Source organism: Duganella sp. Dugasp56, from assembly GCF_047304105.1.
Taxonomy (GTDB): domain Bacteria; phylum Pseudomonadota; class Gammaproteobacteria; order Burkholderiales; family Burkholderiaceae_D; genus Rugamonas; species Rugamonas hordei.
Window position 1 is genome coordinate 16,968 of record NZ_JBGLYQ010000041.1, and the last position, 18,221, is coordinate 35,188.

The 18,221-nt window shown below is 63.6% G+C and carries 15 protein-coding genes and 1 tRNA gene; 3 read left to right on the plus strand and 13 right to left on the minus strand.

Annotated features, from left to right (window positions below; translation table 11 throughout):
• Positions 1 to 82 precede the first annotated feature (82 nt).
• Positions 83 to 2,065, plus strand: coding sequence for a cation:proton antiporter (locus ACCD07_RS24700; RefSeq protein ID WP_353405268.1), 1,983 nt, complete (start codon positions 83 to 85; stop codon positions 2,063 to 2,065).
• Between the two features lie 91 nt (positions 2,066 to 2,156).
• Here the strand turns inward: ACCD07_RS24700 and ACCD07_RS24705 are convergent, their stop codons facing one another.
• The 7 genes from ACCD07_RS24705 to ychF all read right to left on the minus strand — a co-directional run bounded on the left by ACCD07_RS24705 (position 2,157) and on the right by ychF (position 9,530).
• Positions 2,157 to 3,326: a DUF484 family protein gene (locus ACCD07_RS24705; RefSeq protein WP_413448877.1), complete on the minus strand. Its 1,170-nt coding sequence runs from the start codon at positions 3,324 to 3,326 to the stop codon at positions 2,157 to 2,159.
• Between the two features lie 80 nt (positions 3,327 to 3,406).
• On the minus strand, positions 3,407 to 4,258 hold the full coding sequence (locus ACCD07_RS24710) for an MOSC domain-containing protein (protein ID WP_413448878.1): 852 nt from the start codon (positions 4,256 to 4,258) through the stop codon (positions 3,407 to 3,409).
• Positions 4,259 to 4,373: 115 nt separating this feature from the next.
• Positions 4,374 to 5,957, minus strand: coding sequence for an NYN domain-containing protein (locus ACCD07_RS24715; protein ID WP_413448879.1), 1,584 nt, complete (start codon positions 5,955 to 5,957; stop codon positions 4,374 to 4,376).
• Between the two features lie 98 nt (positions 5,958 to 6,055).
• The gene (locus ACCD07_RS24720) at positions 6,056 to 6,859 is read right to left on the minus strand and encodes a hypothetical protein (protein ID WP_413448880.1); all 804 of its coding nucleotides are present in this window, start codon (positions 6,857 to 6,859) and stop codon (positions 6,056 to 6,058) included.
• A gap of 168 nt (positions 6,860 to 7,027) precedes the next feature.
• Positions 7,028 to 7,294 (minus strand): YlcI/YnfO family protein, encoded by a 267-nt coding sequence (locus tag ACCD07_RS24725; protein WP_413448881.1) that lies wholly within the window; start codon positions 7,292 to 7,294, stop codon positions 7,028 to 7,030.
• Positions 7,295 to 7,395: 101 nt separating this feature from the next.
• Positions 7,396 to 8,331 carry an aspartyl protease family protein gene (locus tag ACCD07_RS24730; protein ID WP_413448882.1) on the minus strand — a complete coding sequence of 312 codons (936 nt, stop codon included), beginning with the start codon at positions 8,329 to 8,331 and terminating at the stop codon, positions 7,396 to 7,398.
• A gap of 107 nt (positions 8,332 to 8,438) precedes the next feature.
• The gene (gene ychF, locus ACCD07_RS24735; RefSeq protein ID WP_176655296.1) at positions 8,439 to 9,530 is read right to left on the minus strand and encodes a redox-regulated ATPase YchF; all 1,092 of its coding nucleotides are present in this window, start codon (positions 9,528 to 9,530) and stop codon (positions 8,439 to 8,441) included.
• A gap of 449 nt (positions 9,531 to 9,979) precedes the next feature.
• Here ychF and ACCD07_RS24740 point away from each other — a divergent pair, with 449 nt between their 5' ends.
• Positions 9,980 to 11,212: an NF038122 family metalloprotease gene (locus ACCD07_RS24740; protein WP_413448883.1), complete on the plus strand. Its 1,233-nt coding sequence runs from the start codon at positions 9,980 to 9,982 to the stop codon at positions 11,210 to 11,212.
• A 124-nt stretch (positions 11,213 to 11,336) separates the two neighbouring features.
• A complete protein-coding gene (locus tag ACCD07_RS24745; protein ID WP_176655295.1) occupies positions 11,337 to 13,172 on the plus strand; it encodes a DUF885 domain-containing protein in 1,836 nt (611 codons plus the stop codon).
• A gap of 94 nt (positions 13,173 to 13,266) precedes the next feature.
• Here the strand turns inward: ACCD07_RS24745 and ACCD07_RS24750 are convergent, their stop codons facing one another.
• The 6 genes from ACCD07_RS24750 to ispE form a co-directional block, all read right to left on the minus strand.
• Positions 13,267 to 14,556: an amidohydrolase gene (locus ACCD07_RS24750; protein ID WP_176655294.1), complete on the minus strand. Its 1,290-nt coding sequence runs from the start codon at positions 14,554 to 14,556 to the stop codon at positions 13,267 to 13,269.
• 50 nt (positions 14,557 to 14,606) lie between these two features.
• Complete coding sequence (gene pth / locus ACCD07_RS24755; RefSeq protein WP_176655293.1) at positions 14,607 to 15,188, minus strand: aminoacyl-tRNA hydrolase; 582 nt, start codon at positions 15,186 to 15,188, stop codon at positions 14,607 to 14,609.
• A 79-nt stretch (positions 15,189 to 15,267) separates the two neighbouring features.
• Positions 15,268 to 15,903 (minus strand): 50S ribosomal protein L25/general stress protein Ctc, encoded by a 636-nt coding sequence (locus tag ACCD07_RS24760; RefSeq protein WP_176655292.1) that lies wholly within the window; start codon positions 15,901 to 15,903, stop codon positions 15,268 to 15,270.
• A 164-nt stretch (positions 15,904 to 16,067) separates the two neighbouring features.
• Positions 16,068 to 17,018 carry a ribose-phosphate pyrophosphokinase gene (locus ACCD07_RS24765; protein WP_176655291.1) on the minus strand — a complete coding sequence of 317 codons (951 nt, stop codon included), beginning with the start codon at positions 17,016 to 17,018 and terminating at the stop codon, positions 16,068 to 16,070.
• Positions 17,019 to 17,180: 162 nt separating this feature from the next.
• Positions 17,181 to 17,257, minus strand: a tRNA-Gln gene (locus ACCD07_RS24770).
• Between the two features lie 84 nt (positions 17,258 to 17,341).
• Entirely contained in the window at positions 17,342 to 18,220 is an 879-nt protein-coding gene (gene ispE / locus ACCD07_RS24775; protein ID WP_353405278.1) for a 4-(cytidine 5'-diphospho)-2-C-methyl-D-erythritol kinase, read from the minus strand.
• Position 18,221: the final 1 nt, after the last annotated feature.

Consider the following 18,221-nt stretch of genomic DNA (forward strand, 5'->3'; position numbering starts at 1 on the left):
GCAAAAAACTTGCCAGTCACAACATAACCCCCGCATCGGCCCACAAACAACGAAATTATATTTTTTTACTGGCTATGTTGACATGACGTTTACGCCGCTGGAATTAACGCTGATCCTGCTGGGAAGCGCGGTGCTGGGCGTCGTCGCTTTCCGCATGCTGCACCTGCCGCCCATGCTCGGCTACCTGGCTGTCGGCATCCTGATCGGCCCGCACGCGCTGGGCCTGGCCGAATCAAGCGAGGCGACCCATTCGCTGGCCGAATTCGGCGTGGTGTTCCTGATGTTCTCCATCGGGCTGGAATTCTCCCTGCCCAAATTACTGGCCATGCGCAGCATCGTGTTCGGGCTGGGCATGGCGCAGGTGGGGCTGACCATCGTCGCGACCATGGTGTTCGGCTGGGCCCTCGCCACCCAGCTGCCGGCCGACATCCATATCGGCTGGCAGGCCGCGTTTGCGCTGGGCGGCGCGCTGGCCATGTCGTCGACGGCCATCGTGTCAAAAATGCTGACAGAGCGGCTGGAGCTGGAAAGCGAACATGGCCGCAAGATCATCGGCATCCTGCTGTTCCAGGATCTGGCCGTGGTGCCGCTGCTGATCTTGATCCCCTCGCTGGGCCAGCGGCCGGACGCGCTGGTCGAGACGCTGGCCTGGGCCGGCGTCAAGGCCGTCATCGTGCTGGCGCTGCTGCTGTTCTTCGGCCAGAAGCTGGTGCGCACCTGGTTCACCATCGTGGTCAAGCGGCGCTCGCAGGAACTGTTCATGCTGAACCTGCTGCTGATCACCTTGGGCGCGGCCTGGATCACCGAGCGCGCCGGCCTGTCGCTCGCGCTGGGCGCCTTCGTGGCCGGCATGCTGATTTCCGAAACCGAATTCAAGCACCAGGTGGAAGAGGACATCAAGCCCTTCCGCGACGTGCTGCTGGGGCTGTTCTTCATCACCATCGGCATGCTGCTCAACGTCCACCTGGTGCTGGAAAACTGGTGGCTGGTGCTGGTGCTGCTGGCCGGCCCGGTGCTGCTGAAGTTCGCGCTGATCGCCGGCCTGGCCAAGCTGTTCGGCGCCTCGGACGGCGTGTCGATGCGCACCGGCCTGGCGCTGGCGCAGGCGGGCGAGTTCGGCTTCGTTCTGCTGAACCTGGCGGGCGGCATCAACCTGATGGACCCGTTCATCATCCAGGTGGTGCTGGCGTCGATGGTGCTGTCGATGCTGGTGGCGCCGTTCATCATCTCCAAGTCGGACCAGATCGTCATGAAGGTGTCGGCCAACGAATGGATGATGCAGTCGCTGGCGCTGACCAAGATCGCCAGCCGCACCATGTCCACCAACAAGCACGTGATCGTGTGCGGCTTCGGCCGCAGCGGCCAGAACCTGGCCACCATGCTGAGCGAAGAGAAGATCGACTACCACGCGCTGGACCTGGACCCGGAGCGGGTGCAGGAAGCGCAGAGCGCGGGCCGGCAGGTGTCGTACGGCGACGCGGCGCGGCGCGAAAGCCTGGTGGCCGCCGGCATCTACCGTGCCAGCGCGGTGGTGATCACCTACGCCAGCACGCCGTCGGCGCTGAAGGTGCTGCACCTGGTGCATGAACTGGCGCCGACGCTGCCGGTGATCGTGCGCTCGCACGACGATACCGACCTCGACATGCTAAAGGCGGCCGGCGCGGCCGAAGTGGTGCCGGAACTGATGGAAGGCAGCCTGATGCTGGCCTCGCACGCGCTGGTGATGCTGGGCGTGCCGCTGCGGCGCGTGGTGCACCGGGTGCAGGCGGCGCGCGAGGAGCGCTACGCCTCGCTGCGCGGCTACTTCCACGGCGCCAGCGACGCCGGCGAGGAGGCCGATCTGGAGCGGCTGCATTCGGTGACCCTGAACGGCAGCGCGTCCGGCGTCGGCAAGCCGCTGGGCGAGATCGACGTCAGCGGCGCCGGCGCCGAGGTGAGCAGCATCCGCCGCGGCAAGGGCCGGCTCGATGTCAGTCCGGAGATCGTGCTGGAAGCGGGTGACGTGGTGGTGCTGCGCGGCGCCGCCGACGCGGTCCACCGCGCCGAGCAACGTCTGCTGCGTTAAAGACGGGGTCAGATCCAAAAAATGGACACGAGCTCTACCGTAGCGACCGCTACGGTAGAGCTCGTGTCCATTTTTTGGATCTGACCCCGGATTATTCTTCGCGGCGGCTGACCACGCGGTTGCGGCCGGATTCCTTGGCCACGTACAGCAGCGTGTCCGCCTCGGCCACCCAGGCGCGGGCGACCGCGGCCGGATCACCTTCCGCTTCGCCGGCGTCCAGGCAGGCCACGCCGATCGATACCGTCACCGACAACTGCAGCTCCTGCGACAGCGCGATCATGCTGCCGGCCACGCTGGCGCGGATGCGCTCGGCGACAAAGGCGGCCGCTTCCAGGTTGGCGTCGATCAGCAGCACGACGAATTCCTCGCCGCCGAAACGCGCCAGCGCATCGGACGTGCGCAGTTCGTTCTTGATGCGGTTGGCCACTTCGCGCAGCACGTCGTCGCCGCCGCCGTGGCCGACCGTGTCGTTGACGCGCTTGAAGTGGTCGATGTCGATGTACATGAACGAGATCGGATAGGACTGGCGCCGCGCGCGGGCGATCTCCTCCAGCAGGCGGCGGTCGATATAGCGGCGGTTGTAGACGCCGGTCAGCGAATCGGTCAGCCCGATGTACTTGAGCATCTCGTTGCTGATGACGTTTTCCAGACAGATGGCGATGATCGACGCCATGTGCTCGATGAAGTCGGTGCCCAGGCTGGGCGTGAAGCGGGCCGGGTCGCAGCTGCCCAGGTTCAGGCTGCCGATGATGCGCTTGTTGCGCAGCAGCGGCACCAGCGCCACGCTTTGCAGCCCGGCCGGCGCGTTCGGGAACGGCGTGGCGTGGCGCTGCCGGTCGTACATGCCCAGCACGGGCTTGGGCGTCGGCGTGTAGGCGTTGCGCTGGCTCAGGTCGAAGCCCAGGTTGTCCAGTTCTTCAACGAAAATCAAGTCGGGGAAATCTTCGAACACCACGTCCAGCTTGCCCATCACGGTGCGGATGTCGGCGTCTTCGTCGAGCAAGGTCAGGGTCACGGTGTCCAGTTCGGAAATAACCGGAAGTACACGGAAGATGGTGCCGATCAGTTCGGGGAAATTGCCGGCGCCGACGATCTCCAGGTCGAACGCCTGGTGCCGGGTCATGATCGAGTGGTTGCGCTCGGCCTGTTCGAGCAGGTAGGCCATGCGCGCCCGCAGGGCCTGGTTTTCGGCCGCCAGGTCCGTCGCGCGCGCGGCGTGATCGGTCTGGGGCGTGAACTTGCCGGTTGCAGTTTGCGTCATATAGGCCCTTACTCGTCACCTGGTTTCATATCAGTTGCCACATTACGCCAAGTTTTGCCACTTGGGAATGCCGGTGTGCGTTAAAAGGCCAGTGTAACCACGATTTCCTGTCCGACGCGCACGCGTTGGCCTTCGCCGGCAATCAGGATGCTGTTCATGCCGAAACACAAGGCGCCGTCGACTTCCGGCTTGGCCCGGTAGCTGTGCATGATGTCCAGCGGATCGGGACCGAATTCGCCGGTGGCCTGGTTCACCGACGGCATGGGACAACGCGGGCAGGGCTTGACCGGTTTCAGCAGGGCATCGCCGAGCTGGAACGATTCGGCATAGTCTTCCTCGAAGGCTTCGATGCCGTCGATCACCAGGTTGGGACGGAAGCGGTTCATCGGGATCGCCTCGCGGCCGGCCGCGCGCAGCTTGCCGTTCAGGTCGTCCAGCGAGGCGGTGCCGGCCACCAGCATAGGATAGCCGTCCGAGAACATGGTGGTGGCGGCCACCCCGTTGGTCCATTTGTCGCTGACGGCGCGCTCGGCCTTGGCGTGGAAGCGCGCCAGCCGGCACGGCACGCCGATGGCCTTGGTGAACCATTCGGCGGTCAGGTCGTCGCAGTCGTAGGCCAGCACGGTATCGTCCCAGACTTGGGTGGTGAGGGTGGGCGCGCTGTCGGGATCCGGCAGGCCGAGCGGGATTTCCAGCCGCAGCATGCCGGGCGCGCGCAGCTCCAGCGTGGCGCCTTTCAAGGTCGGCGCGATCAGCGCCATGCGCGGATGTTCGCGCTGGGTCAGGCAGACGCCGGCGGCATCCACCACCATCCACTCGCGGTCGTAGATCTGTTCAGTCATCAGACCGGTGGTGGTCAGCGTGGCTTCCTGCAGCGGCATGCCGCCGCAGGACTTGATCGGATACAGCGTGATGTCGGAAAGAATGGGCATGCTCAGCACCTTGCAAGGCGGCCGGGCCGCCGGTTAGTCAGATGAAAACATTGTCATTATACGATTGAGAACGGCGTTGAGCGCAGCGGCTTGCCGCCGCCGCGCCCTCCCCGGCTTACTCTTCCGGGGTCGCCTTGGCCTTCGCTGGACGCGGGGTGCGCGCGGCCGGCTTGCGGGCCGGCTTGGCGGCCGCCTTGGCCTTGGCTGGCTTGGCTGTCGCCTCGGCCGGGCTGACGCCGGCATCGGCGGGAGCCGGTGCAGCTTCCACCGGAGCCGGGGCTGGCGCCGCAACAGCCGGCTGTTCGCCGGAGCCGTTGCCGCCCTTGGCCTGCCTGATGTTTTCCGTCTTAGGCTTGGCCGCTGTTTTCAGCTTGCGTGCCGGCGGCTTGGCGCCGCTTTTCTTCTTGGCCGGCGCGGGCTCGGCTGCGACCGGTTCGGCCGCGACAGGCAGTTCGATGGCTGCTTCCAGCACTACCGGCGCCTCCGCGACCACAGCGGCAGGCGCAACATTGCCTCCCTGCCCGTCCTGGCGATTGCCACGACCGCCGCGATTGCCGCGACCACGACCACGACCACCGCGCTCGCCCTCGCCTGCCGGCGCCGCTGCCGGTACTTCGGCAGCCTCCGGCTGTCCGGCCAACTGCTCCGGTTCGACATAATTGTGTTCCGCGTCGATTTCAATCGCCGACGGCTCATCCGATTCCTGCGGCGCGCGGGCCTGCTGCGCCAGTCGCTCGGCCTGGCGTTCGGCAAAGCGCTCGGCGGCGGTACGGCCGCGGCCGCGGCTGCGGCGCGATTCGGGCTTGCCGCCTTCCTGCGCCTCCACCGTCATGCCGTCGGCGCCGGACGCGTCGGCCGACGAACCGCCGGCGGTCGGCACGCCGCTGCCGCGATACACATAGGCGCCGGACTTGTCGTCACGGCCGAATTCCAGCAGCCCGCGCGCCTTGCATTCCTCGATCAGGTTGCCGAAGGTGCGGAAGCCGTAATAGGACTCGCTGAAATCCGGCTTGCGGCGCTTGATCGCCTCCTTCAGCACGGAAGCCCAGATCTTGCCGCTGTCGCCACGTTCCAGCACCAGCGCCTCGAAGGTATTGACGGCGATTTCCACCGCCTGGTTGCGGCGCTTGTCCATCTCGTCGCGGCGGGCGCGTTCCTCTTCCGGCGAGCGCTTGACCGCCGGCTTGGTCTCGTTGCTGGCCTCGCGCTTGGCGCGGCGGCTCTCGCGCACCAGGTCGTCGTAGAAAATGAATTCATCGCAGTTGGCCACCAGCAAGTCGGAGGTCGACTGCTTGACGCCGACGCCGATCACCTTCTTGGCGTTCTCGCGCAGCTTGGACACCAGCGGCGAGAAATCGGAATCGCCGGAAATGATGACGAAGGTGTCGACGTGGGACTTGGTGTAGCACAAGTCCAGCGCATCGACGACCATGCGGATGTCGGCCGAGTTCTTGCCGGACTGGCGCACGTGGGGGATCTCGATCAGCTCGAAGTTGGCCTCGTGCATCGGCGCCTTGAAGGCCTTGTAGCGGTCCCAGTCGCAATACGCCTTCTTGACCACGATGCTGCCCTTCAGCAGCAAACGCTCCAGCACCGGCTTGATGTCGAACTTGTCGTAGTTGGCGTCGCGCACACCGAGCGCCACGTTTTCGAAATCGCAGAACAGCGCCATGCTGACGTTATCGTTGGAAGAAGCCATGAGGAGTATTTTTTCTAGTGAAGGGTGGGACGGGTGAGGGAGGCAGACGCGCGGTCCGGCGCTCCGGCAATCCGGCGATTATACCCAACAAAGGCTGCCTACCGGCATAGCTTGCGTGTGGCGTCCATCTGCCGGACCAGACCGGGCGCCACCAGCGGGCAGGTTCCCAGCCGGGTTTGCCAGTCCCGGTCGGCGATCAGCAGGTCCAGCTGGGCATCCAGGAAGGCCCGCAGCGCCGGCTGGCCCGGCGCCATGAACAGCGAGCGTTCGAACACCGTCCGTGGCTTGGCGGCGACATAAGCCCAGTCGTCCATGTCGGGAAATTCGCGCTTGAAGTAGGGAAAGGAACTGGCCTGCAGGAAGGCCACTTGCACGCGCTGCAGCTTGAGCTTGAGCAGGTTCTGGAACTCGCCGTTGGCGTCGTCGCGCGTCAGCTTGCCGGCCTTGAGCATGGCGTCCAGGTCGGGGTAGCTGAAACCGAGCACGCTGCCGACGCGGCGCCCTTCCAGCGAGCGGTCGTTCTCGTAGGCTATCGGCTCGCTGCGCAACGACACCACCAGGTTGGCATCGACCATGTAGGGGCGGGTCCAGCTTTGCCGGGGATGGACGGTCTCGCCGAACCATGCCGGATTGGCCCAGGCCACCACGCCGCGCCAGTGCGGCTGCGCGATCAACGCGTCGAGCCGGCGCCTTGGCAGTTGTGTGGGGACGAACAGGTAGCGGCCTTGCGAGCGCTGGCTCAGCCATGCGGCCAGCTTGTCGGTCAGGGAATCGGCGCCGACGGCGAACGGCGGGTCGACATAGTAGGTGTACAGCGGAACCTTCTCCGCCGCGAGGCCGGCCTGCGCCCACAACAACAGGAATCCGGCCAGCCAGGTCTTCGCCAATCGCCCTACCATCATGATGTGTCCAGTCCGGCTTGATGCATGAGGAAACCTCATACTAGCAGGTCGATTGCGACGTCTTATATCGTGCCGGGCATATGCACATGTATCCGGCGGTCAATAATAGTCGTCTTCAATCATGGAGCAGATCCGATTCCGCGTGCCGCGCGACGCGAACGGAAAAGGTCACTTGCCGGCCTTGACCTTTGCCAGCATCTGCTCAAGCCGGCCCAGCACCACCTCGGAGCTGACGTAAGCCCCACTACGAGCTGCCTCGCCCAGCGAGGCCAAGCCACACCCAAGGAATTCGCGTCGCCGCTGGCGACGCGCGATATTGTCGCGTATCGACTGCTCGACAAAGCTCGAAATCGTTTCGCCTTCCTTCAGGCTCTCCTCGGCCGCCTGGCGCAATTCGGGATCGACGAGTAGAGATGAAAATGTTGCGGTTTTCATAGCTAGCCCCGTGCGTTGCATTTACCACGCATTCTGTGACGATTCGCGAAAATAGGCAACCGCTGCAGACCACGGAGCCGATACCGCTGCGGAGCGAACGCTCAGGGCGCCGAGAACACTGCGCCGCCCAGGTAGGAGAAAATCATGCGCTTTTGCGAGCGCACGAACAGCACGCGGTGCGCGCGCAGCCAGTCCTGGCCGAGCAGCATGCCGGAATAGTCATCGCTGGAGTCGGAGCGCTCGTCGATCACGGTCATTTTGACGTTCTTGACCACTTCGTCACCCAGTTTGAAATCGAACCTGGCGGGCCACATTTTGACTTTGTGATCTCCTATGCCGCCGATCAGGCCGGCAGCCTGCGCATCGTTGACGTCGACGCCGGCCAGCTTGGCCGTGCGGCGGTACACAGCAGAAACACTGGCGCCCGTATCGACCAGGGCAACGACCTTCTTGCCGTTCAATTCCACCGTCACGAAAGGACGCTTGTCAAAGGACCCTGGCCAGTCCAGCGGCACTTCCAGCGCGTCCTTGTCCCAGTAGCCGAGGTAGGCATTGTCGCAGTCGATGGTGCGGAAAAAACGGATCGCATTGTCGGCGAGCGCCACCTCGAGGTTCATCTGCATCGAATAGTCGGCGCCAACCAGGCCGACAATCTCGCTACCGAGCTCGGCAGACCCCATCACCCACAGCTGGATGTTCTTGTTGCGTGCCGCCCCGAGCACGAACTCTTTTACCTCGGCCGCCATATTGCTGCTGACGCCGCCTACACCATAGGCATAGCCCGAGCCAGGCGAGATGGACAAGCCGTGGGCTTCGGCCCCCTGCCGCGTCAGCACCGTCCAGTTCGAGCCGGTATCGAACAACATGGAAACCGGCTTGCCGTTAATCTCCGCCCCCACCAGGGGCTGGCCGTTCGCAGACCATTGCACCGGCATTTCAGCCACTTTGGCAAACTGGCACGCGGCATGCGCCATGGACCACAGGCCGGTCGACAACAACAGGGTGGCAGCGGCACGCCGGAATACGGAAATGATCATAAGTTGGATAAATAGTATTAATTATTTACCATCTTACCATCAGTAAAGTAAACGACACGGATAAAAAAACCCCGCATCTCTGCGGGGCCTGTGGGAGAGCGATCTCTTTAAACGTTGAACAGGAAGTTCAGCACGTCGCCATCCTTGACCACGTATTCCTTGCCTTCGGCGCGCATCTTGCCCACTTCCTTGGCGCCGGCCTCGCCCTTGTACTGGATGTAGTCGTCGTAGGCGATGGTTTGCGCGCGGATGAAGCCGCGTTCGAAGTCGGTGTGGATCACGCCGGCCGCCTGCGGCGCTGTGTCGCCGATGTGGATGGTCCAGGCGCGCACTTCCTTGACGCCGGCGGTGAAGTAGGTCTGCAGGCCCAGCAGCTTGTAGGCGGCGCGGATCAGGCGGTCCAGGCCTGGCTCTTCCATGCCCATGTCGGTCAGGAAAGCGGTCTTGTCGGCGTCGTCCAGGTCGGCGATTTCCGCCTCGATCGAGGCGCAGATGGCGACGATGGGCGCGTTCTGGGTGGCGGCATAGGCGGTCAGCTGGTCCAGCAGCGGGTTGTCCTTGAAGCCGGTGTCGGAGACGTTGGCCACATACATGGCCGGCTTGGCGGTGATCAGGCACAGCGGCTTGATCAGCGCCATTTCGTCGGCGTCCAGGCCCATCGCGCGCACCGGCTTGGCTTCGTTCAGGTGCGGCACGATGCGCTCCATGATGGCCAGCAGCTTGGCGGCGTCCTTGTCGCCCGAGCGGGCTTTCTTGTTTTCGCGGTGGATGGCTTTTTCCACGGTGCCCAGGTCGGCCAGAGCCAGCTCGGTCTGGATCACTTCGATGTCGTCCAGCGGGCTGACCTTGCCGGCCACGTGGATCACGTTGTCGTCCTCGAAGCAGCGCACCACGTTGACGATGGCGTCGGTTTCGCGGATGTGCGACAGGAACTGGTTGCCCAGGCCCTCGCCCTGCGACGCGCCCGCCACCAGGCCGGCGATGTCGACGAATTCCACGATGGCGTTGACCATGCGCTCAGGCTTGACGATCTCGGCCAGCGCGCCCATGCGCGGATCCGGCACTTCGACCACGCCGACGTTGGGTTCGATGGTGCAGAACGGATAGTTCTCGGCCGGAATGCCGGCCTTGGTCAGGGCGTTGAAGAGGGTGGACTTGCCGACGTTAGGCAGGCCGACGATGCCGCATTGGAGACTCATGAAAAACCTTTAATTATCAATTGCGCCGGCGAGCGGCTCGTGAAAAACGGCCAGCGAGAGGGCGTTTTCGGGATATTCGGGCTGAATAACAGCGTTCAAGGGTCAATTGTACCCCTGCTGCCGCCTCTGTTCAAAAAAACCGGGCGCGCCGCCGCCGGGATGGATCGCGGTAGATTATTTGAGGCAAGCTCGACTGTTGTAAATTTTAATTTTTTTTCAAATAACTAAGTGATGTTAACACAACAAAAATTAACCTTTATGCTAGTCTTTCTGAACGTCAATTGCTGACTACGGCGGGGTGGCCGATCCCAACCCAAACAAAATCGACCCGGCCTACAAGAGCACGGGTACAGAGAAATACCGCTCATAGGGAGAGAAATAAATTGAAAAAGTCCTTAGTCCTTAAACTGGGTGCCACGGCAGTTGCCGCGGCGATGGCCGTGCCAGCGATGTCTGCCAATATTGTCCTGATCGACAGCACCGGCAGCTTCTCGTCCAGCCCGCAGGGCGTGCAGGCGCTGTTCGCCTTCCAGAAAGCTGCCAACTACTGGAACCAGACGCTGACCAACAACGCCACGATCAATATCGACATTAGCTTCGCCGCACTGGGCGCCGGCATCCTCGGCAGCACCGGCAGCAACTCGAACGTGGTGTCGGTCGCCAACGTCTATCATGGCCTGCAGACCACCGGCAACAGCGCGCTCGACGCGTCCGCCGTGGCCCACCTGCCGACACTGGCCAACGGCACCGACTTGGCCATGCGCGTCAACGCCTACAAGGACGCAGCAGCCCAAAGCGGCATCGACACCACGCTGAACAGCCGTATCTCGAACGGCAGCAACGGTATCAACCAGTACCTGGACGTCAACACCTCTGTGCTGAAAGCCATGGGCATGAACGCCACTTACACCGGCAGTTATGCGGCCCATCACGCCGATGCCAGCATCACCTTCAGTTCCAACTTCGCCTTCGACTACAACCCGACCGACGGCATCGCCACTGGCAAATACGACTTCACCGCCGTTGCCGTGCATGAAATCGGCCACGCGCTGGGCTTCGTCAGCGGCTCCGACACATTCGATCTGCTGGGCGGCAAAGGCCCATACGCTTCGCTCTTTAACGCCGGCGCCTTCGGCACCACCAATATCGACGAGTTCGCCATCGGCAGCACGCTCGACCTGTTCCGCTATGGTTCCGGCGTGGAAGCCAACGGCACCCGCTACCTGAACTGGGGCGCCAACAAGACCGCGTTCTTCTCGATCGACGGCGGCGCCAGCGTGTTCAACCTGCCGGACAACAACCAGGAAGCGGCGTTCTTCTCGACCGGTGCCTACAACGGCGACGGCAACCAGACTTCGCACTGGGCCGACAACAAGGCCGTGCTGGACCTGGGTGGCAAATGCTTCCTGAGCACCCGCTCGGTCGGCATCATGGATCCAACCATCGCCGCCTGTGCCGGCGGTTCGGTGACCCAGAACGACCTGGCCGCGTTTGACGCCATGGGCTGGAACTTGAACCAGAACATCCTGGCCAATCCAACCTACAATAAAACCACCGCTCAAATCTACGCGATGGACGGCCTGGCGCAAGCCGTTCCGGAACCGGAGACCTACGCCATGCTGCTGGCCGGGCTGGGCCTGACCGGCTTCGCCGCGCGCCGCCGCAAGGCCAAGCAAGGTTGATGTAGCGCAGTAATCCATGATGGATACGGGGGGCGGACGGCCGGCAAGGCGTCCGCCCCTGTTGCGTCCAGCGCCAGAGATGCTAGACTGCTGGGCGCTATCCACTACCCATCGAGGACAACGTATGCCCCACTCCCGCCGCCCGCGCGCCGCGCTGACCACCGCCACCCTGATTGCGACGTTACTGATGGGGGCCGGCATGGCGCCGCCGGCGCTGGCGGCCACGGCCAACGCGCAGGTGCGGGCCGGCGCGGCGCAGAAGCAACTGGCCAGGCTGGCGGCGGCCTTCCACACCGCGCGCTGCAAGTTCGATCCGCTGCTGTTCGCCACCGCCAACGGCGACAGCCGCTACGACGACCAGATCGGCCTGAGCATTTCGCCCAAGGTGCGGGCGGCCCAGTTCGCGCTGTACCGCGGCATGCAGAAGCAGCTGATGGCGGTGCGCCGCGACCAGCTGGGCAGCCAGGACCAGCTGACCTACGACCTGCTGTCCTACGAGCTCAACAACGCGATGCAGCTGGAGTCCTTCCCCGAGCATCTGCTGCCGCTGAATCATTTCGACAACGTGATCACCACGCTGGCAAACTATGCCGACGGCACCGGTTCGCAGCCGCTGGGCACGGTCAAGCAGTACCAGGCCTACCTGAGCCGGCTGAACCAGTTGCCGGGCTGGATCGACCAGGCCATCGCCAACATGAGGGAAGGCATGCGCGCCGGCGTGGTGCAGCCGAAGGCGATCACGGTGGCGATGCTGCCGCAGTTCCAGAACCTGCGCAGCGCGACGCCGGAAGCCAGCGTCTACTATTCGCCGGTGACGCGCTTCCCGGCCGGCTTCTCGGCCGCCGACCAGCAGAAGCTGACCGCCGCCTACCTGAAGACGGTCGACGGCAAGATCGCGCCGGCGCTGAACCGCCTGGTCAGCTTCCTGGAAAACGAGTATCTGCCGGCCAGCCGCGCCAGCACCGGCTGGAGCGCGCTGCCGAACGGCGCCGCCTGGTACGCGGCCCGCATCAAGGACAGCACCAACCTGCCGCTGACGCCGGACGCGGTGCATGAGCTGGGCCTGAAGGAAGTGGCGCGCATCCAGCAGCAGCTGGCCGCGCTCGGTCCCAAGCTGGGCTACGAGGGCCCGGAAAAGCAGCTGCCGCAATGGGTAGGCGCGCAGGACAAGTTCAGGATCTTCACCAGCGACGAACAGGTGCTGCAAGCCTACCGCGACATCTACGCGCAGGTGCAGACCAAGCTGCCGACCTATTTCAGTCTGATCCCGAAAGCCAAGCTGGAGCTGCACCTGGAACCGGAACTGACGCGCGCCACCGCGTCCGACCACTACACGCCGTCGGCGGCGGACGGCTCGCATCCGGGCGTGTTCTGGCCGGTGGTGAACGATCCGAAAAAATACAGCCGGGTCGACATGGTCAGCCTGTTCCTGCACGAAGGCGTGCCGGGCCACCACCTGCATGCGGCGCTGCTGAAAGAGCTGGACTTGCCGGACTTCCGCAAGTTCAGCACCGAGAACCCGAACAGCGCGGCCTACACCGAAGGCTGGGCGCTGTACTCGGAAACGCTGGGCCGCGAGATGGGCTTGTATGAAGATCCGGTGGCCTACTACGGCCACCTGAACGCGGAAATGCTGCGCGCCGCGCGGCTGGTGGTCGACACCGGCATGCACGCCAAGGGTTGGAGCCGCGAGCAGGCGATCGCCTACCTGGCCGACACGCTGGGCTGGCCGGAAGCGCGCGCCAAAAACCAGATCGAGCGCTACATGGTATGGCCGGCGCAGGCGCTGAGCTACAAGATCGGCTCGTTGAAGATCCTGGAACTGCGGGCCCGCGCGCAGCAGGCGCTGGGCGATAAGTTCAGCTACCAGAAATTCCACGAAGTGGTGATCGGCGACGGCACCTTGCCGCTGCCTATCCTGGAAGCCCGCGTCGACCGCTGGATCGCCGCCAGCAAATAAAAACCCGGGGTCAGATCCGAAAATTGGACACGGCCTCTGCCGTAGCGGCCGCTGCGGCAGAGGCCGTGTCCAATTTTCGGATCTGACCCCGGATTTATTTGGGCAGCACGTTCAAGACCGCCAAGGTCATCGCCTGGGCGGCGGTCTTGATCGACGGTTCGGGCACCGGCGCGTAGTACGGCGAATGGTTGAAGGCAAGCGGCTTGCCGCCCGGCCTGGCCGCCTCGGCCACCGCCTTCGGATCGTAGACGCCGGTGAAGAAGAACATCCCCGGCACGCCCTCGTTGACGAATTGCGAGAAGTCCTCGCTGGCCGTCATCGCCGGCATGCGGGCGACGTTGGCGTCGCCGAAGGCTTGTTTCAGCACGCCTTCGGTGCGGGTGACCAGCGCGTCGCTGTTTTCAATCGCGGCGCCACCGCTGATCAGCTCCACGTCCGGCGCCGGCGCGTCGGCCATCGCGGCCGAGGCGTTGGCGATGCGGCGCACGCCGGCCAGCAGCTTGGCCCGTACCTCCGGGCTGTACGAGCGTATCGTGCCGCGCACGCGCACCGTGTCCGGGATGATGTTGCCGACCGTGCCGCCGTTGATCGCGCCTATCGTCACCACGCCGAACTCCTTCGGATCCTTCTCGCGGCTGACCACCGTCTGCACCTCCACCACGAAGCGCGCGGCGATGGCGATCGGGTCCAGCGCCTTGTCCGGCGCCGAGCCGTGGCCGCCGCGGCCCTTGAAGGTGATTTCTATCGCGTCCGAGTTCGACGACACCGCGCCGCTGTTGTAGCCGATGGTGCCGTAGGCCAGCGGCCAGCTGTGCAGCGCGAACGCGTAGTCCGGCTTGCCGAAGCGCTTGAACAGGCCGTCGGCCAGCATGGCCTTGGCCCCGCTGACGGTCTCCTCGGCCGGCTGGCCGATGAACATCAGGGTGCCCTTCCATTGCGCCTTCATCGCCACCAGCGCGCGCGCGGCGCCCAGCCAGGCGGTCATGTGGACGTCGTGGCCGCAGCTGTGGGCCACCATCGTGTCCTTGCCGTCCAGCAGCGCGTGCGCCTTGCTGGAATACGCGAAGCCGGACTTTTCCTCCATCGGCAGGCCGTCCATCTCGGTACGCACCAGCACCGTCGGGCCGGCGCCGTTCTTGTAGATGGCGACGATGCCGGTCTTGCCGACCTTCTCGGTCACCTCGAAGCCGATCGCGCGCATCTCGGCGGCCAGCCTGGCGGCCGTGCGCTGTTCCTGGAAGGCGATCTCGGGATGCGCGTGCAAGTCCTTGTAGATCGCGTCGAGCTGGGGATACATGCCATTGATCTGGCTGGAGACGGCGGCGCCTTGCTGCGCCTGGGCCGCTTGCGCCAGCAGCAACGCGGCGATCGGGAGGAGCTTCATCGATGGTCCTTGGGCTGGAGTGGGGATGGCTCCAGCATACCACTGGCGCTTCAGGCCGTATGCAACTTCATCGTGGCGGCGTCGAACTTGCCTTCGACGATCTGCGGCATCACCAGCAGCGACTTGGCTATCGCCTGCTCGATCAGCTCCTGGTCTTCGCGGCGCGGACGGTGCAGCACGAAGTCCGCCACCTGCTGCTGCAGGCTGAGCGTGCGCGGGTGGCCGATGCCGAGCCGCAGCCGCCAGTAGTCCTGCGTGCCGAGCGCGGCGGTGATGTCCTTCAGGCCGTTGTGGCCGCCGGACGAGCCGCCCTTCTTCAGGCGCACGGTGCCGGGCATCAGGTCCAGTTCGTCGTGCACGACCAGCACCTCGTCCGGCGCGATCTTGAAGAAGCGGCACAGCCCGCCGACCGACTGGCCGGAGCGGTTCATATACGTCTGCGGCTCCAGCAGATACACTTCCTGGCCGGCGACGGAGGCCCGGGCCATCAGCGCGTTGTACTTGGTCTCGCGCTGCAGGCGCGCGCCGACGTCGTTGGCGAGATTGTCCACCAGCCAGAAGCCGGCGTTGTGGCGGGTTTGTTCGTATTCGGGGCCTGGGTTGCCTAGGCCGACGATGAGACGTATGGGCATGGTGTGCTTATGGTAAAAAAGCCCGCCAGGCATGGCCGGCGGGCTTCTTGCATCAACCGCCCGAGGGCGGTGTCAGTGATTACTTCTTGGCTTTGGCGGCTGGCTTGGCTTCAGCTGCAGGAGCAGCTTCGGTTGCAGCAGCTTCAGCAGCCACGTGACCAGCTGGTACCGAAGCGGTAGCGATGGTCAGGTTGGCGCCGTGGGTGATTGCGGTCACGCCGGCTGGCAGGGTCAGTTCACCGATGTGCAGCGAGTGGCCGACGTCGATGTTCGACAGGTCAACGGTGATGAACTCTGGCAGGTCTTTCGGCAGGCACGAAACTTCGATTTCGTTGGCTACGTGGCTGATGGTGGCGCCGTGCAGCTTGACTGCCGGGGACACATCGGCGTTAGCGAAGTGCAGAGCCACTTTCATGTGCACTTTTTTCGAAGCGTCAACGCGCTGGAAGTCAGCGTGCAGAACCAGTTGCTTGTATGCGTGGACTTGGAAGTCGCGCAGCAGCACTTGCTGGGTCTTGCCGTCGATTTCCAGATCCAGGATCGACGAGTGGAAGGCTTCTTTTTTCAGCGCGTGGTACAGCGCGTTGTGATCCAGCGAGATGGTCACTGGCGCTTCGGTACCGCCGTAGATGATGCCTGGGGTTTGGCCCGAATTGCGCAGGCGGCGGCTCGCTCCGGAACCTTGCAATTCGCGTTTGAATGCAACAACTTTCATGTGATACTCCAAAAATAACAGGGCTCGCGCCCCGTGTTATGAGGCCCCCGCGACCAGGGTGCCTCGAAAATGAGCTGACTGCGCTCATGAAACCGGGAAGTACAACGGCGCGACAAGCGTTTTTGCTTGTCGCGCCGCCTCAAAAACTGGCTAAACCGTTTATCTCAGTCGATAAACAGGGAGATCACCGAGTCGCCCTTGATGATGCGTTTGAACGTCTCGGCCAGCAGCGGCGCGCAGGTCAGCTGGCGGATCTTGCCGCAAGCCTTGGCCGCGTCGGACAACGGAATGGTGTCGGTCACGACCAGCTCGTCCAGCGACGAATTGGTGATGCGCTCGATCGCCGGGCCGGACAGCACAGGGTGCGTGCAATACGCGATCACTTTCTGTGCGCCGCGCTCTTTCAGCACTTCGGCCGCCTTGACCAGCGTGCCTGCGGTGTCGACCATGTCGTCCATGATCACGCAATTGCGGCCTTCGACTTCACCGATGATGTTCATCACTTCGGACACGTTGGCCTTCGGACGACGCTTGTCGATGATGGCCAGGTCGCAGCCCAGGCGTTTTGCCAGCGCGCGCGCGCGGACCACGCCGCCGACGTCCGGCGACACCACCAGCAGGTCCTGGTAGTTCTTCTTCTGCAGGTCGCCCAGCAGAATTGGCGAAGCGTAAATATTGTCAACCGGGATATCGAAGAAGCCCTGGATCTGGTCCGCGTGCAGATCCATGATCAGGACGCGCTCGACGCCGGCTTTTTCCAGCATATTGGCCACCACCTTGGCCGAGATCGCGACGCGCGCCGAACGCGGACGGCGGTCTTGGCGGGCATAGCCAAAGTAAGGAATCGCAGCGGTGATACGGCCAGCGGACGCGCGCTTCAGCGCATCGACCATCAGGATCAGTTCCATCAGGCTGTCGTTGGTTGGTGCGCAAGTCGATTGCAGGACGAAGACGTCTTTGCCGCGGACGTTTTCGTTAATTTCGACCATCACTTCGCCGTCCGAGAATTTCGAGACGTTTGCCTTGCCGAGAGGGATGCCGAGATTTTTTGCGACTCCTTCTGCCAACGCAGGATTAGCGTTGCCGGTAAAAACCATCAGGTTTTCGTAAGCCATGGGAGTCCCAGAGATAGTCGTAGAAATTTTTGAAGGATCGCCAGCGAAAGCCGCGTGGCGCTGTACTAGTAGTATCTTAGTAGAATGACTCGCTCTGGGCGGAGCCATCTTTGCTTTACCTGGCCGGAGACTTGCGCCTCGACGGATCCAGATACAAACGAATGGCAGGGGAACAAGGATTCGAACCTTGGTATGCTGGAATCAAAATCCAGTGCCTTAACCAGCTTGGCGATTCCCCTACGCAACTGACTGCTTGTCGTTACTGGCCGGTATTTTACAGCCATTTTCACGCTAAGCCAAATTTTTTTGTGCCTTTTTATGCCCTACAGCGCCGCGATGATCGGGTGGCGTTCCAGCGCTTTGGCCTTCCACGCTTTCCACTTTGCCGGCACTTTTTCAAGCACCGCATCCGCTTCAGCCTCGGTTGCCACCGCACTAAACACGCAAGCACCGGAGCCAGTCATCCTGGCATCACCGTAAGCCCCCAGCCATTCTATCGCCTCTGCCACCGGCGGGAACAACCTGGTTGCTACCTGCTGCAAGTCATTCTTTCCAAACCCTGTCAATCCGTTTCGATTTTCGAGGTGGCTGGAAAAGTCCGTTATTATGACGGGGGGAGTATCCCTTGTCAAATATTCCGAGCAAAAAATTGCCGCGGTCGGCACCGCCACGCCCGGTTCGATGACGACATACCAACAATCCGGCGCCTGAACCGGCCGCATGGCCTCCCCCACCCCTTCGGCAAAGGCGGTTTCGCCAAAGATGAAGAACGGGATGTCGGCGCCCAGCGGCAGGCCCAGCGCCATCAGTTCCTGCCGGTCCAGGCCGGCGTTCCACAGCTTGTTCAAGGCCATCAGCGTGGTGGCCGCGTCGGACGAACCGCCGCCCAGGCCGCCGCCCATGGGCAGGATCTTGTCGATGGCGATGTCCACGCCGCGCGGCAAGGCGCCCTGGCGGCGCAGCACCTCGGCCTGCAGCAGCCTGGCGGCGCGGATGATCAGGTCGCTCTCTTCCGGCACGCCCGGCAGGTCGGTCACGCGGCGCAGGGCCGTGTCGTCGCGCAGCGTGAAATGCAGCGTGTCGCCGTGGTCGATCAGCTGGAATACGGTCTGCAGCAGGTGGTAGCCGTCGGCGCGGCGGCCGTTCACGTGCAGGAACAGGTTGAGCTTGGCCGGAGCCGGGCAGTTTTTCAGTTCAGTCATG